Origin of the sequence: Sporosarcina cyprini (assembly GCF_022048975.1) — a bacterium.
Classification (GTDB): domain Bacteria; phylum Bacillota; class Bacilli; order Bacillales_A; family Planococcaceae; genus Sporosarcina; species Sporosarcina cyprini.
Genome location: NZ_JAKMHX010000012.1, coordinates 18,470 through 35,470 on the forward strand (window position 1 = coordinate 18,470; position 17,001 = coordinate 35,470).

Here is a 17,001-nt window from a genome sequence, read left to right on the forward strand (position 1 = left end):
TGTTCAAAAAGGTAGCGCAAGCAAACTTCATGAACATTCATGGCGGTGTAGCTCAGCTGGCTAGAGCGTACGGTTCATACCCGTGAGGTCGTGGGTTCGACTCCCTCCGCCGCTATACTGAAAGAGACGAAAGCGGCTCCCCTTCCCGGGAGCCGCTTTTTTTCATCCTGTCACTTGTAATGAGTCAATCTGCTTCTTATGGTGCTGGTCATGTTCGATGAAATCGGTAAAATACTGACGGATTGTAATAGTAAACTCGCCAATATGAATAGGCTCGTCCCATTGCTCTTCCCTTACCTGCACAAGCTCGCTAAGCAAACGGCCTCTCATGTCCACCGCATATGCCCTGATCTCTTCAAATGTTTTGTCCCTCGCCTGTCGCGCAGCTTCCGCATTGAACTCGTCGAACGGAATTTCCGAAAGGACTTCCTGAACGGTGGTGCTGTCTTTCATATAAGGCAGTCTTTCCTCCAAAGTACAGCGGTCCCACTCCGCCATATGCATGAGAATCTCCTTAGGCGACCATTTCCCGTCCGCATACGGCATAGCCGCCTCCTGTTCAGGCAGGGTGTGAAGTGCTTCCACCCACTCAATATACTGCTGCAACCCCTTCATCACGTGTTCAGCCATTGTCATTCCCCCTTTTCCCCATTTCATTCGCTTCCCGGTAGACGGAATCCTTTTTTCCCACATAAAAAAAGCAATCTCAGTGGACGATGCCACCAAAATTGCTTAATTCATATTACATATATGGACCTAAATTGAAACAGCCAGCAAGTTACCCTCTTCTTGCGCCACGGCCACCGCGTTTAGACTCTGTTGCTCTTTTCAAAGTGGAAAGACGTTCTTCGCTATCTTTCATGAACTTTGCCATTTTTTGTTCGAAATTTTCAGGTCGTTCTGTTTGAGGACGGCCTCCACCATGACGAGGACGTTGAGGGCGTTGAGGACGTTCTGCTTCAGGCTTTGCTTTCCTGATGGAGAGCCCGATTTTACCGTCTGTTCCGACGTTCATCACTTTAACTTCAACCATGTCTCCCACTTTTAAATGGTCGTTAATGTCCTTTACATAATTATCCGCGACTTCACTAATATGGACCAGACCAGTTGAACCGTTCGGCAGCTCAACAAATGCTCCGAAGTTTGTGATCCCTGTAACTTTCCCCTGTAACTTGCTGCCTACTTCAATTGACATAAAAAAATTGCTCCTCCTTAAAAAATTAAGCGGCTCTCGCCGGAAGCCTATTTACCACATCGGCGACACTTGCTTGCGCAAGATCCTTACTCTCATTATAGCCAACAAAAAAAGAGTGTCAATAAGACTACTCTTTTCCGGACTCTTTTTTTCCCTTTTTCTTGGTATGTTCAGGGACCGAGAAAATGATCTCATTCTTTTCGGATAAGAAATAATGTTTCCTTGCGAGCTTGGCGATATATTCATCATCATCCAGCTTGACGAGCTGTTGTTTCAAGGATTCTTGTTCTTCCTTTACTTCCTTCAGATCCGCCAGCACTTCCGTCTTCTCTTGCTCTTTCTTTGCCAACGCCTTTTTTTGCTGCACAAACGTGTTCGTCAGTGCACCAAAAATAAGCAACGCCAAAATAGCATAGATGGTAAGCTTTCTCTTCAGCCGCTTCCTCTGCTTATTTCGCCAATCCTCTTTCTTACGCAACGAGCGGACATATTCAGTTTCAATCGATGCAACGGTTGCGGCTGCCTTGCTCTTCCTTTGCTCCATGTCCTGCACTTCCTCTCATTACTTTCCGTTCTCTTCTATAGTCTATCAATTATAGCTTATTCAGCACTATTTTTGAAGAGTCTTTTCTTGACGAAAAAGAAGAGAGTCTTGAACGGAAATGCGAGGACTGTCAAAATTCGAATAATCACCCGTACAAAGAATTGAATGATCCTTGCGATCAGCCGCAGGATGAACCAAATTGGCTTCAAGATCAGCAAGATGATCATCCGTCCGAAAAAACGAAACGGCTTGTGAAAAATAGCAGCATATAAGAGCAACCCGCTCACTTGCGCAACGGGGTCATACATTCGCCACGCACCGTCACGGACGAGGAAGAGAACATAAAAGGCGCCGCAGCCGATCAATATCCAGCAAATAATTTCCAGCCAGGCAGCATATCTTCGAATCCAGGATGTTTTTCCTGTCTGGGAAATGCCGGTGCCGACCATATCCATAATGGCTCCGGCCCCAATGCCTGTCCCAATCATGGCAAGCAAACTAAGAAACTGGACGGAGAGACTCATCCAAACAATTTATGGAGGAAATTTCGAGACCCTGATTCTTCTTCGTCGTATTGGAGAGTGCCAATGGTTCCTTCCAATGTGAGCAGCCCCTTATCTACGTCGAGATGAACGATGCGCAGCTCCTCCCCCCGTATTTGCAGCATGCCTTGTGAGGTTCTTACGATAAATTCTTCTTGGTCAAACCGGTCGATTGTTTTCACAGATGTGATATCCATCCGCTTCCGGTTTCGCATTGTTACCACATGATCGCCGGAAGGGATGGCGTACGTCGGACTGTCTGTTTGAATTTGCATTGTATTCCTCCTTTGCTTGTACGTTCACTGCCATCTTATGCAGCAGAATTAAAAACATGACTGGAAATTAACCTGTCATGGTGAACTGTAGAACGAAAGAAAAATAAAAACGGTTGTTAATAATGATATGTTGCTGGTCAAGTTGATTTCCGTTTCGGACGGACGCTTTCCGCGGGCACGGCTTCAGCCGCTTCCTTCGCTTTGCTCCGTGCAGGGTCTTCAGCTCGTGCTGTTCCCGCAGGAGTCGCCATCCTACACTTCAATCAACGGAGTTTCTACTAAAAGAAGTTATAACTAACTAAAATGATTAAACTTACGAAACTCTTATATAGTTTGTATTAGAGTGACTCTAACCGTAAATATTTTCTAACAAAAAAGGGAACGAGTTTTATTTCCTATAGGACAGCAAAGAAATGAGCCCGAGTCGCTAAAACCAGGGACATATCTATTTTTTTTTAAATAGCAGCCCGGTCGATCTAAATCAATTTACGCCGGTGTCGCCGAATCATATCTATTTAGAAGATCGAAACGGTGATTTTTTGAACGTAGTTAAAGGCACAAGTTTGAATAAAATTAGTCCATCTGATCTCTCGATTATGAAATAACCCGTCTTTGTAAAACAGGAAAGAGCGACGCAGCATCGAAACTGCGTCGCTCTTTACAATTAATCTGGACCTTACTCAATCCTCATCATCAATAAATTCCGGTTCAACTTTCGCAAGCTTCTCTTCCTTTAAAATCGTATACATGGAAGCTGCGTCTTCCTTCTTTGTTGATTCCTTCAATTGGTCGACTTTTGCTGTGACGATCTTCTGGCCGAAGCGGATGGCGAGCTCGTCCCCTTCTTTCACAACTGAAGATGCTTTTGCCACCTTGCTGTTAATTGTAATCCGTCCTTGGTCGGCCACCTGTTTTGCCAATGTCCGCCGTTTGATCAATCGTGATACTTTCAAAAATTTATCAAGTCTCATTTCCATCTCCCTTTCCCTTGGCCTGTTGCCAGAATGCTTCTAATTCATCGAGCGTGTAGTCGGCGAATGAACCCCGACCCTCTTTTACACTTTTCTCGACGAATGTAAATCGCTGTTTGAATTTATGGTTTGCATGCACCATCGCTTCTTCCGGCGATAATTTCAGGAACCGCGCCACATTCACAATGGTGAACAGCACATCACCGAGTTCATCGAGCTGCGCTTCCTTCGAGCCTCCGCGCACCTCGACTTGGAACTCCTCCCACTCTTCCGCAAACTTCTCGAACGCCCCGTCGATATCTGGCCAGTCAAATCCAACCTTCGCCGCGGCTTTTTGATAATTAAACGAGGTGAGTAGCGAAGAAGAGAAACGGTCCTGCCCATCCAATTGCGATGTCTTCTGCGGTTTCTCCGCCTGCTTGATGTCCTGCCAATTGGCAAGCACTTCGTCCGAGTTCTTCACATCGATTTCGCCGAAAACATGCGGATGACGGCGAATCATCTTATCGCCAACAGATTGCAGGACGTCTTCCAACGCAAAATATCCATCATCCTCGCCAATTTGGGCATGGAGGAACACTTGCAGCAATACATCTCCGAGCTCTTCGATAATGCCTTCGTCGTCTTCCTCGTCAATCGCTTGAATCAACTCATGTGCTTCTTCAATCAAATACCGCTTGAGCGACTCATGCGTCTGTTCCCGATCCCACGGACAGCCGTCAGGCGCGCGCAGCGCGGCGATAATCTCCCGGAATGCCGACCATTCCTTCAATCGTCCTTCGCGCTCCGTAACTGGCGGTACGTATACAGTAGTCAGATTATCGATTTCTGTTTCCCGATCCAATTCAAAAAGCGGCACGGTACGTACTCTCTCTTCTTTGGAGCCAGCAGCCGTCACGATTGTTACGGGGTGGTCATACGCATACTTCTCCATAAGGGACAGCTTTACTTCCGAGGCAATGAAAGCGTCATACACTTGTCCAATGAGCACATGCTGCTTCATATTCAAATCGTCCCGCGCCATATCGGTTCCGTCAAGCAGCTGAAAGCCGTCGATCGGGTCAATCCGCAAAGCGGAGAAAATCGGGTCAAGAAAGCTGTTGCCGCCAACGATTTGAAGGTTCGCAAGTCCTTCCCGTTCCTTTTCGATTAACAACTGCACAGTTCTCTCCGCGACAAGCGGGTGTCCCGGGACAGCGTACGCAACCGGTCCGTCAGCCGCCATGGCCAGCAGCCGCTCCGTAATTTCTTCATACACTTGTTCAAACGAATCATGTTTCTCATAAACGAAATCAAAGCTTTCAATCGAAACGCCTTCTTCTCTTAGTTCCTGTACGACCGGATGCATTTCGGTACGTGCAAAAATGGTCCCCAGTGATTTTATTTTCCGGTACACGCCGAGCGAAAGCTGTTCCAAATCGCCTGCGCCAAGCCCGATAATTGTAATCGTCTGCATGGTTTCACCTTCTATTTCGCGTAAGTTGTAATTGTAATCTCGCCAATCGTTTTCCAAACGGCAATAAATACCACTCTTTCTCTGCCATGATTCTCGACTTCATGACGATGAGGAGGAAAACGGCTGCTCCCATCATAACAGATGTCAATGCTGTCAGTGTTGCCCCAATGCGTGAAGGCAAATCGTCAAATAAGAAGACATCTGCAACGAGCGACCAGGCTACGACAAGAACGACCATCGATATCGTTGCTGCAAAAGTCCAGCCATAAAAGCGGGAAGGCGCAAGCCGCACTGGCCATACCCGCTTAAAGTAAAGAAGCAAAGCGATGGAGATTGCTCCAAATCCGATATTTCCTGCTATCGACGCTCCTGTTATGCCCCATAGGGGAATGAGCCATTGATTCGCGATGGCTTTAACAACAAGTCCGCCTAGCAGAAACAGTGTCGGGATTTTCACTTTCCCTGCCCCTTGTAAAATAGCCGTCAACGGCAGGATGAGAGAGAGCCAGAACACTTGCATAACGAAAACAATCAAGGCGACAGAGCCGTCGCGTGTTTCGAACAGCATTTCATTCATAAACGGCAGCACGAGGCCCAGTCCGACTGTTGCCGCGGTTCCGAACAGGAATGCCGTGCGGAACGTCAACTGAATGAAGGGAACCGCTCCTCGTCCGTCCTGTTTTGACGCATGATGTGCTATTAGCGGCACGATGGCAAGCGCAAGGGTAGAAGCAATCAGAATGCCCATTTGCACAAGCGGCTGGCCCCGGTCGTAGACGCCTTTCATTTCCATGGCACGTTCCACTAGTGTCCCTTTCGAAACAAGCAAATTAAAGATTGTAAACGAATCGACCAGCTGAAACAGCAAGAGAATGAGGGAACTGGCGCTGACGCTCAAACTGACAACCGTCAACTCCTTCACAACCCGAAAACGATCAATCTGAACACTCGGCCCTTTGAAGGCACTCCGGTAATAAAAAGCCAAAATGAGGACACCTGCCGCCTGTCCAATGACCGCTCCCCACATCGCAATTTCTCCTGCTTTATATAAAGAAGCCCCTGCACGGATCGCAAGCCATGTGCCAATTAAAATGACAGTCACACGGATGGCCTGTTCGCCGACATTCGACATAGCTACCGGTGTCATCCGGCCTGATGATTGAAAAGTGCCTTTCAAAGTGGCCAGCATCGGCATGAGCAGCACAATATACGCACCTGCCCGTAGTAAAGAAACCAGTTTCGGATCCCCCATGGCATTTGCAAAAAACGGCGCTCCCGCCATAAGAATGAAGAAAACGGCAACCGATAAACAAGCCAAATAGAGAAACGCAATCCGCATAATCGCCTTCGATTCTCCCGGCGTCCTTTCCTCCGCGAGCAATTTAGAGACCGCCACTGCGAAACCGTAGGAAGTCCATATAATGAAAATACCGATGAACGGGTAGACCTGCTGGTATATATAAAAGCCCTTATCCCCTACAAGATTCTGGAATGGAACCCGGTACACCGCCGAAAGCAATTTGACAACAATCGCCGAAATCGCAAGGATCGATGCCCCCTTCGTGAACGTCTTCATATTCCAATCCGTACTAGCCATAGTCGAGCCTCTTTCGTTGTGTAATATCATTAGTATAGCATTATTAATGCCGGTGTTTTAGAAAAACAAGCCATGCAGCGGGGCACTGGAACACAAAAAAACAGACTACACAGTGTGAAGTCAGCCAGACGCTAAAATATAATTGCTATTGTCATTTGATGAAAAAACCACCCCATAAAAAATGACACGAGAATGATCTGCTGTATCGTTTGTAATTCTTTGTTCAACTATTGCTCCTGATTTTATGATAAATAAATTCAACAGTTCCCCCAATAAAACTCTTATTAACCTGCACCTCCTGTCATTGCTGTAATTGCAATACTCCAAACTATTAAAACAAAGGATAACGTTAACCAAAAGGTGTTCACCGAAGTGGCCTCGTCTTTCTTCACCTTTTTAATTATGCCTACGAGATTCAAACAAAAAACGATTGCTAAAATAGGCATTAAATAAAAACTGATAACATAAAACACAAACATCAATAATCCTCCTAGCTACCTTCATTTTGAACATCCATGCTGTTTGATTTATCATGCATACCTTTACTAATTGATATCCCCTAAATAAATTGGAGACTTACCATTTTCAGAGTAAGAAATAATATGAGTACGCAGTGCCCGAGGGAATAAGTTATACTCCATCAACTCTTGGATTGGTAACCATGCAGTGCCGATCTGCCCCTTATCTAAGTGGGTCCCTTCCGTGAATGTCTCTTGAATCACTTTACATCGAAACATAAATTCAATTTGATGGGCATGCGAGTGGTAAGCGGCCAGTTCGTGGTTTTTGCCGATGTATTCCCTGACAAAAAGCAGTTCTCCAATTTCCACTTCTGCTCCGATCTCTTCTTGGCATTCCCTTTCCAACGCTTGGTGAAGTGTTTCCCCATGTTCTTGGCCCCCACCCGGCAGAATGTAGTACGTTTCGCCATTCTCTTGCATTTTTAAGGCTAGCAGATTTCCATCTTTCATGATTAAAGCTTTAGCTGAATTTCTAATTCTCATATGACTTCCCCCAGACTGTCTGTCAGTTGCACCTCGATGAGTCCATTACCCCTCAACCAATGCATAGTATTTTAGGATTTCCCCCTCAAATTCCACGAGTAAAATAGGAACTTCTTTTTCTTTTGTTGAATAAATCTTTGTACCGACGGGCAGTTTATTCGACATTCCGTCAGCAAAGTTAGTTCCTGTGTCGTTCCTTGATAATATTTCCCCCACCTGCGCATCTTTTGTTAAAGTTAGTTCCTCTACCCAGTCGATTCCGGTCTTATAAATAATACCTTCGAACTGAAAAATATCAGCTTCTTGGTCTAATGTTAAAATCTCTTTCGCATTAGGATTGCCCGTTTTATGAACCTCTGTCTTACTTAAACTCTCAGAATTAGAACAACCCACTGTAGTTAACAAAACAAAAATAATCACACTACAAATTAATTTTGGCCTTCCCACGTGATCCCTCCTACTGGGGAATATCTAATATTCACGATAGCTCTCTTTATACTTCTCATTAAATTCTTCTATCCATTCCATATCAATCGGTCCATTTACCACTTCATAATAGTTGCCAACAAGGACCTGGACATGGTTCGCACCAATCCAAACGATGCTTGGATTGGATTTAGCATGTGTGATTGTAAATTCAAATCTCTCGCCCTGGTATTGGTTTGCTGTGAATTCTTCTTCCTTTATCTTTTTCACACGATAGCTGCCTAGGTACTCTAGTAATTCATTCACAGGTTCCTTGTCCTTTGTATACCATTCATATCCTTTGTCTTTTGGAACCTCGTTCACATCTTTAATAACTCCTAACGCATAGAAATCAGATGATTTATAACGCATGACATCAACCAAATTTCTCTCTCTGTACTCATTGAATACTTTCAGTGAAAAGAAGATCGCCATAGCGACAATGAAGATTGTCACATACCGAAGTTTCCACATTTAACCCCCTCATTTCTTATCATCTTTAACCAGCTACTTTTCTAAGAGGCTTCTTACCTCAGGGATTGCTTTTTCATTCATACGATACATTACATCGTTTACTTCAAAGCGTCCTGCCGTATTGGAAAAGAACCATACATATATGGTTTCTGTCGAATCATCTTGATAAGTTACTTCAAGTTCATACTCCGCTCCGACATCTGACAAAGGATCCTCATATCTTTCTGCATCTTGCATAACGTCTACAAATAAATGAATCTCATCGGCGTTCTTAACTTCTACTGGATTCCCCGCTTCTGTCCCTTGGCCGATTGCAATGATTGCTTGGATTTCGTCTTTAAATGCAAATGGATTATTCTCCACCTCTACTTTGTTATTGCCACAACCAACTAGCAGCAGGAGTCCGAATAAAACAAACAGTTTCTTCAATATTATTGTTTCCTTCCTTTGCTTATTAAGCGTGTTTACTTCTCAGATTTCGAAATCCTTCTTATACATATGACGACTTATGGAAAGGAATCGTTACACTCGTTTTACTTAATCTTCTGTAAATACATTATCAGCTTCTTCTGTTCAGTAGTCTCGCAACCTTCACAATGCTATTATTAAATGAAAATACCGGAATAACTTACAGTCTTTAACTATGAATTCTATTTGTTGTTCGAGCGGAGTCGTAACTCTTTTTTCAAAGGAGGAGTACAGTAATGAAGCAAATTGAGCAACTTGGCAATTCGCTATTTGCCCATTTGAGCAGGAAAGAAGCAAAAGAGCTGAAACAAGAATTGCGTTCACATTTATTAGTGACTGTTCGAGAGTTAAAAGAAGAAGGAGAATCGGAGCAAGAAGCATTTGCGCTTGCTATAGACAGGTTTAAAGCAGAAAACAAAGGTCCATTAACGAAGTTTCAGTTACAAAAACAGTTTGCAAAATGGCTTTTATGCTCAGCCATCCTATTAGTTTTGGTAGGTTTATTTTTTGCAGCTAACTTATTTATGAGGGACAAATCGTACGGCGAAATAACAGCTTTAATGGAACATTTGGGACAAATTTACCTAACGAAGGATGACTTCACTTTTGAAGATGAACTTGCATTGCAAGAAGGAATTCAACGGAATTCAACGGAATTCAAAGTGGGTTGATAATATTAGTTACTTGGCATTGATTAAGAAATCTGAGCCAGGGGGCAAGAGTGGAAAATCATTTAGCCAGGGAACAGAAGGTATCGGGGAATCCCGTATGATGAAAATAAATTACAAGGATCATGGGTATGTGGAGTGGGAATATAAAACGTATGATTATATGCAAAATGAATATCTCTATTATATTTTCTTCATTATCTCCAGTGTTATTTTCTTTCTTTGGGGCGCAGTCCGAATCTATATTCGGAAGGGCTTGAGAGCTTTCGCATTCACATGGAGATAGCACAAAAGAGGTCAAGCAGATGTACTATGACTCTTCTTTGATACATTTCACTTCTATACGCTTATGCTTTATCGCGAATTAAAAAACCTCTCCTCCGAACATATAGAGAAGAGGTCATAAACGGCAAGCTGGCTACGACTCACTTCAGCTTCCTCAATAAATACAACAAATACGGGGTACCAATCAACGCAACAATCAGCCCGCTCGGAATATCCTTTGGAGCAATGACAATCCGCCCCACGAAATCGGCGGTAATGAGCAGCAGACCGCCAAGTAGACCGGAAACGATCAGTAACGGTAAGTGGCGGAACCCGACGAGACGGCGGGCGATGTGCGGAGCGACGAGGCCGATGAAGCCAATTGTCCCGACAATGGCGACTGCCCCAGTGCTGATGGCGACACCAATGATTAGTGCCCAAACACGCACAGACTTGACCGACGTTCCATGACCTGCTGCGATATCGTCGCCAAACGATAACGCATCCAAGCTTCTTGTTAAATAGACGGCGGGACCGATTAAGATGAGGAAGAAAATGACCGCCAGTTGGAAATCATCCCAACCTTTCGCGTATGTGCTGCCGGATAACCAGACGAGCGCAGCAGCTACCGCCAATTTTGCTTTCACGACGAACACCTGAGTTGCTGCGGAGCCGAATGCCGATATGGCAATCCCCATTAAGGCGACGAGCATGGGCTGAAAGTTATTTTTCCAAGACGTTCCGACAATGATCCCCAGCGCAATCGCCGAACCCACTACCGCTCCGAGCGGCATATAGGCAGCCGGGATGGATGGAATCATGACTAACAGCAGCATAGCGCCAGCGCCGCCCATCGAAGTAACGCCGAGTACACTGGCATCTGCAAGCGGATTCCGCAGGACGCCTTGCAATAAAACCCCTGCAATCGCTAGTAATACGCCGATGACAAAAGCGGTCAATACACGCGGCACGCGGAAATTCCAAATGACGGGCTTCGTCCATTCCATTGACCATGCGGATCCGTTAAACGATAAGGCGACTACTACGACAACCGCAATCAATGCGAGTACGACAGGCACGACAACAGGGAGTTTTTTTGGCTTTAAGGCGCCGCCCATTTGCCGATCGCCTTTTGAATGGGTTTTGGCTGTTTTCCATGCCAGATACAAGAGCCAAGGACCGCCTATCAATGCGGTCATCGCCCCGACTGGAACTTCCTGTCCTGGCTCAATCATTCGCCCAAGCACATCCGCTCCGATGAGAATGACACTCCCCCATAAAAATGATTGCAGGATGACTTGCAAATGCCCCCGGATTCCGAGCATGCGAACAATATGCGGGGCCATCAAGCCAACAAAACCAATCGGCCCTATGACGCTGACAGTCGTTGCCGCCAGCAAAATCGCCACAGCCCAAGCAGCTATTTTAACAACTCGGACATTTTGACCAAGCGAGGAAGCTGTATCTTCCCCTAACGATAGGACGTCCATCGGTTTGGCTAAAAAAATCGCACCAATAAATAGAACAACAATCATCGGTGCCGCAAACGCGACCCCATTCCAATTGAGTTGGACCAAGGTTCCCGCTCCCCAGAGAAACAGTCCGTTCGTCTGGTTTTCGAAAAGGAGCTGGAGGGACCCTGTTATGGAGGAGAACAGCAACGAAATGATCATCCCTGTCAGCGCAACCCGAACCGGCTCCATCTGCTTCCCTGCCAGTAACACGACGAGTGCCGAGGAGAGAATCGCCCCGGCGAGTGCAACGAAAAATGGGAATTGTCCGAGGACGGATGGAAAAAAGATCATGGACAGTACGACAAAAAAGTAGGCCCCGGCATTAATACCGAGTGTGCTTGCTGATGCAAGCGGGTTTTTTGTCAATGTCTGCAATAACGTCCCTGCAACCGCCAAGGCTCCTCCTGCTATAATTCCAATGGCGAGGCGCGGCAACCGAAGAGACATCACAATGTCCTGCACCCTGCCTTCAAACCACACTTCTTCAAGCAGTTGAGAAACTGTATAATCCGCCTGGCCCTGTGTTAAATGAATAAATGATAGGACAAGTAACAGGAAAAGGCCGACGATAGCGACTATCAGCGACCTTGTTCCTTTCGTATTGGCGTGCATTATTTGGCTACCATAGTGTCCACGATTTTATTGAGCAGCGTTTCAGCGGAAAGTGGACCGCCATAAGGCCATGTATCTCCGCCTAATTCATATAGGCGTCCTTCTTTGACAAAGTTCAAGTTTTGCCAAACCGGATTTCCATTCAATTGTTTTTCATAAACATTGTCATTGTCTTGTACAATATAGAGGTAATTCGCGTCCTCATATTTCGTCAAGCCTTCCACATTGAATGTGCTGGAGCCGAATACTTCGAATTGATCCGGCACATGGACATTCTTCAAACCGATTTTCTCAATGATTTGGGAGGCCATCGAGTTCGGTGTGAAGACCCGGATTTCTGGTGCCTGTGGTCCTGAATAAGCAAGAGTCAAGATGACGTCTTTCGTCTTCAGGTCAGCTCCGTCGATTTTCGCCTTTGCTTCTTCATATTTTTTATCCAAGTCGCTCATTACTTCGTCAGCTTTATCCGTTTTACCAACTGCTTTCGCGATTTCATGGAATGTTGTTGTCATTTCTTTGTATAAATCGATTGATTCATCTTCTGGATATGGGTTAAAAATGACGGTCGGTGCGATTTTTTCTAGGTCCGCGATCATATTATCGTGCCGGAAGCTCACGCCGATAATTAAATCTGGCTCCAGTGCTGCAATTGCCTCTAAGTTCGGTTCTTGGCGACCGCCTACATCTGCTACATCTTTACTAAGTTCCGCGTCGATGTTTACCCAGTTATGATACTCTTGGATATCCGCCATTCCGGCTGGTTGCATTCCGAGTGCCAGAAGGTCTTCTGCATACGTCCATTCCAGAACTACTACTTTCTTTGCCGGTTCTTTTAACGTAACGTCCCCATTAGAACCTGTAATTGTAATGCTCTCATTTGCCTTGTCCTTCTCGCCACCCGCGTTATCATCCACTTTCTTGGATGAGCAACCTGCGAGTACGATTGCAAATAACATCATAACTATAAGAAGCGGTTTTATTGTTTTCTTCATTTCGCATGCCTCCGTCTTAAATACTGATAATCATTATCAATTAGTAGTGTATATGTAAGTTATATAGTTTGTAAAGCGTTTTTGTCAAATTAGTGATTATCATTCTCAATTGATTGTATCTATGTTATGCTAGCGGTAACGAAAACTGAGAACGAGCAGAAAGGAAGTCATATGGATATGCAACCTGTAATTAGGACGGATGGTTTGAAGATCGGCTATGATGACCGAATTCTTTTCGAGGATTTACACCTATCTTTGCCTCGCGGAGAGATTACTGTATTTGTCGGAAGCAACGGCTGTGGTAAATCGACATTATTGCGATCGATCGCCCGTCTATTGAAACCTTCTGAAGGCGGCATACTCCTCGAAGGGAAAGACATTCATTCTATGTCAGCACGCAACGTGGCAAAAAAGATGGGCATCCTGCCGCAAGGGCCTGTATCCCCGGAAGGATTGACTGTTCATGACCTCGTAAAACAGGGACGCTATCCACACCATTCCTGGCTCACCCGCTGGACAAAGGAAGACACGGAAAAGACCGAAGCTGCGATGGAAGCGACGAAGATCAGCGACTTGCGCGACCGAGCCATCGATTCCTTGTCAGGCGGCCAACGACAACGTGCGTGGATTGCCATGACGCTTGCTCAGGATACGGACGTCATTTTGCTGGATGAGCCTACGACCTATTTGGATATGACCCATCAAATTGAAATATTGGATTTGCTATTTGAATTGAACGAGCAAAAAAATAGAACAATCGTGATGGTATTACATGATCTAAATCTCGCCTCCCGCTATGCCCATAATATCGTCGCCATCAAGGACGGGGCTGTTTACGCACAAGGGAAGCCTGAAGATATCATCACTTGTGATGTAGTGCGCAACGTTTTCGGGATGGAGTGCCAGGTCACAACGGATCCATTGTTCGGAACGCCGTTTTGTGTGCCGTACGGACGGGGCCGCTGCATTATCCAGCAATTAAAGGCGGAGACAGGCGCGTGATGGTAACCGACGAACAACGGCAAGACTTGGAACGCTTTGCTCTTCATGTAAACAACGATACGGCTCCCTTGCTCTTGTTGGACGATTTGCTGAAGGAATCAGGAATCGATCGGATTCTCGAACTGACGACGGAATTGTCGGGAGCACCGACCGAAGCAGTCGCCGCTTCCGTTTACATGAGGCGGCACGGCTTTTTCATGGCTGGCCTGTTTTTATCAATCAGCCAGCATCAAATCATGTGGCGCCGAGGCATTGATGAAGTAGGGATCTTCCTCAAAGATGGCCTCATTCACTACGCCATTCCCGAAACAGCCGGCCATCCTGTAACTAAGCGAGAGGAAGCCCTGCGGTCCGTACTCGACCAATGGGGCCATCCATTCGTAGAAGCATTGAGCAAACGGGCGAAGATTTCAAAATGGATCCTGTGGGAAAACGTTTGGGGCTATGTCATCTGGATGTATGCCAATCTGGACTCTCCCTACAAAGACGCCGATCTGAACCTACTGCTGCAAGATGATAGCTGGAAACCTGCGATGCGCCGCTCCCCTTTTCAACGCTACTTGCAAGGGGAGACGGTAGAGGAAGCTTCCCAGTATTATAAGCGAACCACTTGCTGTCTTTATAAGGAATTGCCCGACACGGATATGTGTCCGTATTGTCCTTTAAGGGTGAATTCTTGATTTTACATGTGATGAAAATAAAAACTCAGCTGATGTGCAACAAAGCAAGATGCGCATCAGCTGAGTTTATTCATTGAGAATGAACGTAAAACGAAAGGTTATGTAGAAAGAGGCCATATTGAGATGAAACCACGAAATACGATGCGAAAACCCACAGACATCTATTGGTGCTCTTTCTTACCATGAGTGGATTCCCGTCGAGAAAGAACTAGCCATTCACTCGTAGCGAGTCTTGGAGGGCTAAAGGGAAAACTAGCTTTTAAACACAGACAGTTAGGTGGTGGGCCGAATATTTTAGCCTTGCTAAAGAAAGGCAAAAAGGATTAAACCTCACTTGAGTCAGACATTGATTTAATCATTTTATTAAGCTAAGGTAACATAATTAATAGAATATTCTAGCATATGGAGAAGAGTAATTTTGAATTATTATTTCCAGAGAGCTACTGTAGGTGGGAAGGAGCAATCACGGACCTTAATATGTTGAAGGGCTATAGGTATGTTGATGATTGGCTTAATAGAGTGACTAGCGAGTTATCCCTACATTATAAAGGTGGCGGTGCAAATTTATACAGATCTAATTTAAGCTAAATTTGAATTTATCTTAAATTAAAACGGTACCAAAATCCCACTCTCTTTAACAAAGGACCCACTCTCTACATTATTACGCAGGAGCGGGTAAACTTTGAATGAAAATGGTTTACTCTATTTCTTGGAGTTCAGCTTCATTATTCTTGTCATGCGGCCTACCGACATCTCCTTCATCAGCACTCACTACTGAAGTAAATAATAAGCAAGCAAAAACAAATAAAATGATAGATACTCTATTTTTTTTCATAAAAAATCTTCCCCCTCAAACATATTTTCCATTGCAAAATGAGATATTTTTAGTATTTCCAATGATTTTTTGTATTTCTTTTTTTTCTCTAAGAACAGTGAATAATGTTCAGCTGCAGTTCTTAATTCTTTCCAACTTTTCTCTCTTAGCAGGATTTTAATTACTTTTTGTATATTGGATTCGTATATATCTAGTTCACCATCGAAATAGTGTTTCTTTGCTTTGATATATAAGTATTGCCCCTCTTGGATTTCGGTGTCAATGAAGTCGTAAGCTATTTTAAAGGTTTTGTTGATTAAGGATAAATCATCAATATTTAATAATATATTTAGTTTCAATTTCAATGAAACAAAAGTTCCAGGGAGAAAATTTTCTTTCTTAATATTTAGAGATTTATCAACTTTCTCTAAAGCTTTCATATAGCGTTGCTCGTCAAAATAAAGAAGAGAAGCATTATGAAATAGCTTTGCTTTTAGTTCAAAGGAATCTGGTTTAGCAATATTAAATCCTTTTTCTAAATAAGTTTTTGCTAAAGAGTAATTTTTGATCTCCCTATTTAAGACCACTAAAAGATTGTAACAATCACCCACCTTTTCCCACTCGTGTAGTTTTAGATATTGGAGTTTAGACTCTTTAGCATAATCAATTGATTCAGAGAATTTGTAAGTGAAATATAGTGACATAGCAATGTTGTACAATACTTTAGGTTTATAAATGGATGTATCATCGCTAATTATTAATAGTTCTTTAAAAAAGGCTATGCTACGCTTATGTGAAGAGTTCAGGTAGTAATACAAGCCATTGGCATAAAGATATATTCTTTTTTGTTTTACATCAAACATAGATTGAATATCTTCCATTGGATATTTCACGAATAAGTCCAATGCCTCATTGTATTTATTTGTATTAAGGAGATGTAAAAAATATAGGAGTTTATAATAGGCTTCCTGTTTCAAAGACTGAATATATTCCAACTTTTCCTTATTCAATTTAAGAAATAATTTGGTATCTTTAATATTACCAATTCCAACAAGTACCTCAAATTCATCCAAAAGACTTTGAATTTCACAACAATCAAGGTTAGTGGATGTTAAATAATCTTTAGGTACCCCAAGTCTAGCTGCGATTAATTTAAGTGTTTCTGTAGCAGCTTTATACCGTCCGGTTTCTATATTACTGTAATGAGAATTGGAAACTATACCCTTGAATACAGCTTCTTGGGATAAACCTTTACTTTCTCTTATATTTTTTATTCTTTTGCCTAGATTTATAAATATCACCTCCTAAACTAAAACACAACTATCAGGATATATTCTGTTAAATATATATAAAATTGAATATATAAAATAAATTATTAATTCTTATTTAGTATAACCAAATAAATACAATTTGCAAACAGTTTGTTGAGTTCAAAATTTAAAAATCCATTATTACTTGAGCTCA

General features: G+C 43.7%; 20 protein-coding genes and 1 tRNA gene. 4 read left to right on the top strand and 17 right to left on the bottom strand.

What is annotated here, in order from left to right; translation table 11 throughout:
• Positions 1-41: 41 nt before the first annotated feature.
• Positions 42-115 (top strand) — tRNA-Met (locus L7D49_RS01830).
• 47 nt (positions 116-162) lie between these two features.
• On the opposite strand, the gene L7D49_RS01835 is transcribed toward L7D49_RS01830, so the two are convergent.
• The 13 genes from L7D49_RS01835 to L7D49_RS01895 all read right to left on the bottom strand — a co-directional run bounded on the left by L7D49_RS01835 (position 163) and on the right by L7D49_RS01895 (position 8,952).
• Positions 163-630 carry a DinB family protein gene (locus tag L7D49_RS01835; RefSeq protein ID WP_238079124.1) on the bottom strand — a complete coding sequence of 156 codons (468 nt, stop codon included), beginning with the start codon at positions 628-630 and terminating at the stop codon, positions 163-165.
• Between the two features lie 148 nt (positions 631-778).
• Positions 779-1,195 carry a S1 domain-containing RNA-binding protein gene (locus L7D49_RS01840; RefSeq protein ID WP_238079125.1) on the bottom strand — a complete coding sequence of 139 codons (417 nt, stop codon included), beginning with the start codon at positions 1,193-1,195 and terminating at the stop codon, positions 779-781.
• A gap of 127 nt (positions 1,196-1,322) precedes the next feature.
• Entirely contained in the window at positions 1,323-1,739 is a 417-nt protein-coding gene (locus tag L7D49_RS01845) for an FtsB family cell division protein (RefSeq protein WP_238079126.1), read from the bottom strand.
• Between the two features lie 56 nt (positions 1,740-1,795).
• Positions 1,796-2,263, bottom strand: a complete 468-nt coding sequence (gene yabQ / locus L7D49_RS01850; RefSeq protein ID WP_238079127.1) for a spore cortex biosynthesis protein YabQ — start codon at positions 2,261-2,263, stop codon at positions 1,796-1,798.
• Complete coding sequence (gene yabP, locus L7D49_RS01855) at positions 2,260-2,556, bottom strand: sporulation protein YabP (protein WP_184212190.1); 297 nt, start codon at positions 2,554-2,556, stop codon at positions 2,260-2,262. The genes yabQ and yabP overlap by 4 nt, the downstream gene beginning before the upstream one ends.
• Before the next feature lie 680 nt (positions 2,557-3,236).
• Positions 3,237-3,527, bottom strand: a complete 291-nt coding sequence (locus tag L7D49_RS01860) for an RNA-binding S4 domain-containing protein (RefSeq protein ID WP_238079128.1) — start codon at positions 3,525-3,527, stop codon at positions 3,237-3,239.
• Positions 3,517-4,983, bottom strand: coding sequence for a bifunctional methyltransferase/pyrophosphohydrolase YabN (gene yabN, locus L7D49_RS01865; protein WP_238079129.1), 1,467 nt, complete (start codon positions 4,981-4,983; stop codon positions 3,517-3,519). The genes L7D49_RS01860 and yabN overlap by 11 nt, the downstream gene beginning before the upstream one ends.
• 4 nt (positions 4,984-4,987) lie before the next feature.
• Positions 4,988-6,580 carry a putative polysaccharide biosynthesis protein gene (locus L7D49_RS01870; protein WP_238079130.1) on the bottom strand — a complete coding sequence of 531 codons (1,593 nt, stop codon included), beginning with the start codon at positions 6,578-6,580 and terminating at the stop codon, positions 4,988-4,990.
• 284 nt (positions 6,581-6,864) lie between these two features.
• Complete coding sequence (locus L7D49_RS01875) at positions 6,865-7,059, bottom strand: hypothetical protein (RefSeq protein ID WP_238079131.1); 195 nt, start codon at positions 7,057-7,059, stop codon at positions 6,865-6,867.
• A 66-nt stretch (positions 7,060-7,125) separates the two neighbouring features.
• Complete coding sequence (locus tag L7D49_RS01880; RefSeq protein ID WP_238079132.1) at positions 7,126-7,584, bottom strand: NUDIX domain-containing protein; 459 nt, start codon at positions 7,582-7,584, stop codon at positions 7,126-7,128.
• Positions 7,585-7,629: 45 nt separating this feature from the next.
• Positions 7,630-8,031 carry a hypothetical protein gene (locus L7D49_RS01885; RefSeq protein WP_238079133.1) on the bottom strand — a complete coding sequence of 134 codons (402 nt, stop codon included), beginning with the start codon at positions 8,029-8,031 and terminating at the stop codon, positions 7,630-7,632.
• 24 nt (positions 8,032-8,055) lie between these two features.
• Positions 8,056-8,523 (bottom strand): hypothetical protein, encoded by a 468-nt coding sequence (locus tag L7D49_RS01890; RefSeq protein ID WP_238079134.1) that lies wholly within the window; start codon positions 8,521-8,523, stop codon positions 8,056-8,058.
• A gap of 33 nt (positions 8,524-8,556) precedes the next feature.
• Complete coding sequence (locus L7D49_RS01895; protein ID WP_238079135.1) at positions 8,557-8,952, bottom strand: YhfM domain-containing protein; 396 nt, start codon at positions 8,950-8,952, stop codon at positions 8,557-8,559.
• A 275-nt stretch (positions 8,953-9,227) separates the two neighbouring features.
• On the opposite strand from L7D49_RS01895, the gene L7D49_RS01900 reads away from it, so the two are divergent.
• Positions 9,228-9,662: a permease prefix domain 1-containing protein gene (locus L7D49_RS01900; protein WP_238079136.1), complete on the top strand. Its 435-nt coding sequence runs from the start codon at positions 9,228-9,230 to the stop codon at positions 9,660-9,662.
• A 422-nt stretch (positions 9,663-10,084) separates the two neighbouring features.
• On the opposite strand, the gene L7D49_RS01905 is transcribed toward L7D49_RS01900, so the two are convergent.
• Positions 10,085-12,049 (bottom strand): iron ABC transporter permease, encoded by a 1,965-nt coding sequence (locus L7D49_RS01905; protein WP_238079137.1) that lies wholly within the window; start codon positions 12,047-12,049, stop codon positions 10,085-10,087.
• The gene (locus tag L7D49_RS01910) at positions 12,049-13,041 is read right to left on the bottom strand and encodes an ABC transporter substrate-binding protein (protein WP_238079138.1); all 993 of its coding nucleotides are present in this window, start codon (positions 13,039-13,041) and stop codon (positions 12,049-12,051) included. The genes L7D49_RS01905 and L7D49_RS01910 overlap by 1 nt, the downstream gene beginning before the upstream one ends.
• Positions 13,042-13,218: 177 nt before the next feature.
• Between L7D49_RS01910 and L7D49_RS01915 the strand changes: the two genes are divergently transcribed.
• Positions 13,219-14,043 carry an ABC transporter ATP-binding protein gene (locus L7D49_RS01915; RefSeq protein WP_238079139.1) on the top strand — a complete coding sequence of 275 codons (825 nt, stop codon included), beginning with the start codon at positions 13,219-13,221 and terminating at the stop codon, positions 14,041-14,043.
• On the top strand, positions 14,043-14,723 hold the full coding sequence (locus L7D49_RS01920) for an IucA/IucC family C-terminal-domain containing protein (RefSeq protein WP_238079140.1): 681 nt from the start codon (positions 14,043-14,045) through the stop codon (positions 14,721-14,723). Before L7D49_RS01915 ends, L7D49_RS01920 begins: the two co-directional genes overlap by 1 nt.
• Before the next feature lie 697 nt (positions 14,724-15,420).
• On the opposite strand, the gene L7D49_RS01925 is transcribed toward L7D49_RS01920, so the two are convergent.
• On the bottom strand, positions 15,421-15,558 hold the full coding sequence (locus tag L7D49_RS01925) for a hypothetical protein (protein WP_238079141.1): 138 nt from the start codon (positions 15,556-15,558) through the stop codon (positions 15,421-15,423).
• On the bottom strand, positions 15,555-16,838 hold the full coding sequence (locus tag L7D49_RS01930) for a helix-turn-helix domain-containing protein (protein ID WP_238079142.1): 1,284 nt from the start codon (positions 16,836-16,838) through the stop codon (positions 15,555-15,557). Before L7D49_RS01930 ends, L7D49_RS01925 begins: the two co-directional genes overlap by 4 nt.
• Positions 16,839-17,001 lie beyond the last annotated feature (163 nt).

What these genes read in the sequence shown, in the direction of transcription:
- L7D49_RS01835 (WP_238079124.1), bottom strand. Translation starts at nt 630, where the DNA reads ATGGCTGAACACGTGATGAAGGGGTTGCAGCAGTATATTGAGTGGGTG.
- L7D49_RS01840 (WP_238079125.1), bottom strand. Translation starts at nt 1,195, where the DNA reads ATGTCAATTGAAGTAGGCAGCAAGTTACAGGGGAAAGTTACAGGGATC.
- L7D49_RS01845 (WP_238079126.1), bottom strand. Translation starts at nt 1,739, where the DNA reads ATGGAGCAAAGGAAGAGCAAGGCAGCCGCAACCGTTGCATCGATTGAA.
- yabQ (WP_238079127.1), bottom strand. Translation starts at nt 2,263, where the DNA reads ATGAGTCTCTCCGTCCAGTTTCTTAGTTTGCTTGCCATGATTGGGACA.
- yabP (WP_184212190.1), bottom strand. Translation starts at nt 2,556, where the DNA reads ATGCAAATTCAAACAGACAGTCCGACGTACGCCATCCCTTCCGGCGAT.
- L7D49_RS01860 (WP_238079128.1), bottom strand. Translation starts at nt 3,527, where the DNA reads ATGAGACTTGATAAATTTTTGAAAGTATCACGATTGATCAAACGGCGG.
- yabN (WP_238079129.1), bottom strand. Translation starts at nt 4,983, where the DNA reads ATGCAGACGATTACAATTATCGGGCTTGGCGCAGGCGATTTGGAACAG.
- L7D49_RS01870 (WP_238079130.1), bottom strand. Translation starts at nt 6,580, where the DNA reads ATGGCTAGTACGGATTGGAATATGAAGACGTTCACGAAGGGGGCATCG.
- L7D49_RS01875 (WP_238079131.1), bottom strand. Translation starts at nt 7,059, where the DNA reads ATGTTTGTGTTTTATGTTATCAGTTTTTATTTAATGCCTATTTTAGCA.
- L7D49_RS01880 (WP_238079132.1), bottom strand. Translation starts at nt 7,584, where the DNA reads ATGAGAATTAGAAATTCAGCTAAAGCTTTAATCATGAAAGATGGAAAT.
- L7D49_RS01890 (WP_238079134.1), bottom strand. Translation starts at nt 8,523, where the DNA reads ATGTGGAAACTTCGGTATGTGACAATCTTCATTGTCGCTATGGCGATC.
- L7D49_RS01900 (WP_238079136.1), top strand. Translation starts at nt 9,228, where the DNA reads ATGAAGCAAATTGAGCAACTTGGCAATTCGCTATTTGCCCATTTGAGC.
- L7D49_RS01905 (WP_238079137.1), bottom strand. Translation starts at nt 12,049, where the DNA reads ATGCACGCCAATACGAAAGGAACAAGGTCGCTGATAGTCGCTATCGTC.
- L7D49_RS01910 (WP_238079138.1), bottom strand. Translation starts at nt 13,041, where the DNA reads ATGAAGAAAACAATAAAACCGCTTCTTATAGTTATGATGTTATTTGCA.
- L7D49_RS01915 (WP_238079139.1), top strand. Translation starts at nt 13,219, where the DNA reads ATGCAACCTGTAATTAGGACGGATGGTTTGAAGATCGGCTATGATGAC.
- L7D49_RS01920 (WP_238079140.1), top strand. Translation starts at nt 14,043, where the DNA reads ATGGTAACCGACGAACAACGGCAAGACTTGGAACGCTTTGCTCTTCAT.
- L7D49_RS01925 (WP_238079141.1), bottom strand. Translation starts at nt 15,558, where the DNA reads ATGAAAAAAAATAGAGTATCTATCATTTTATTTGTTTTTGCTTGCTTA.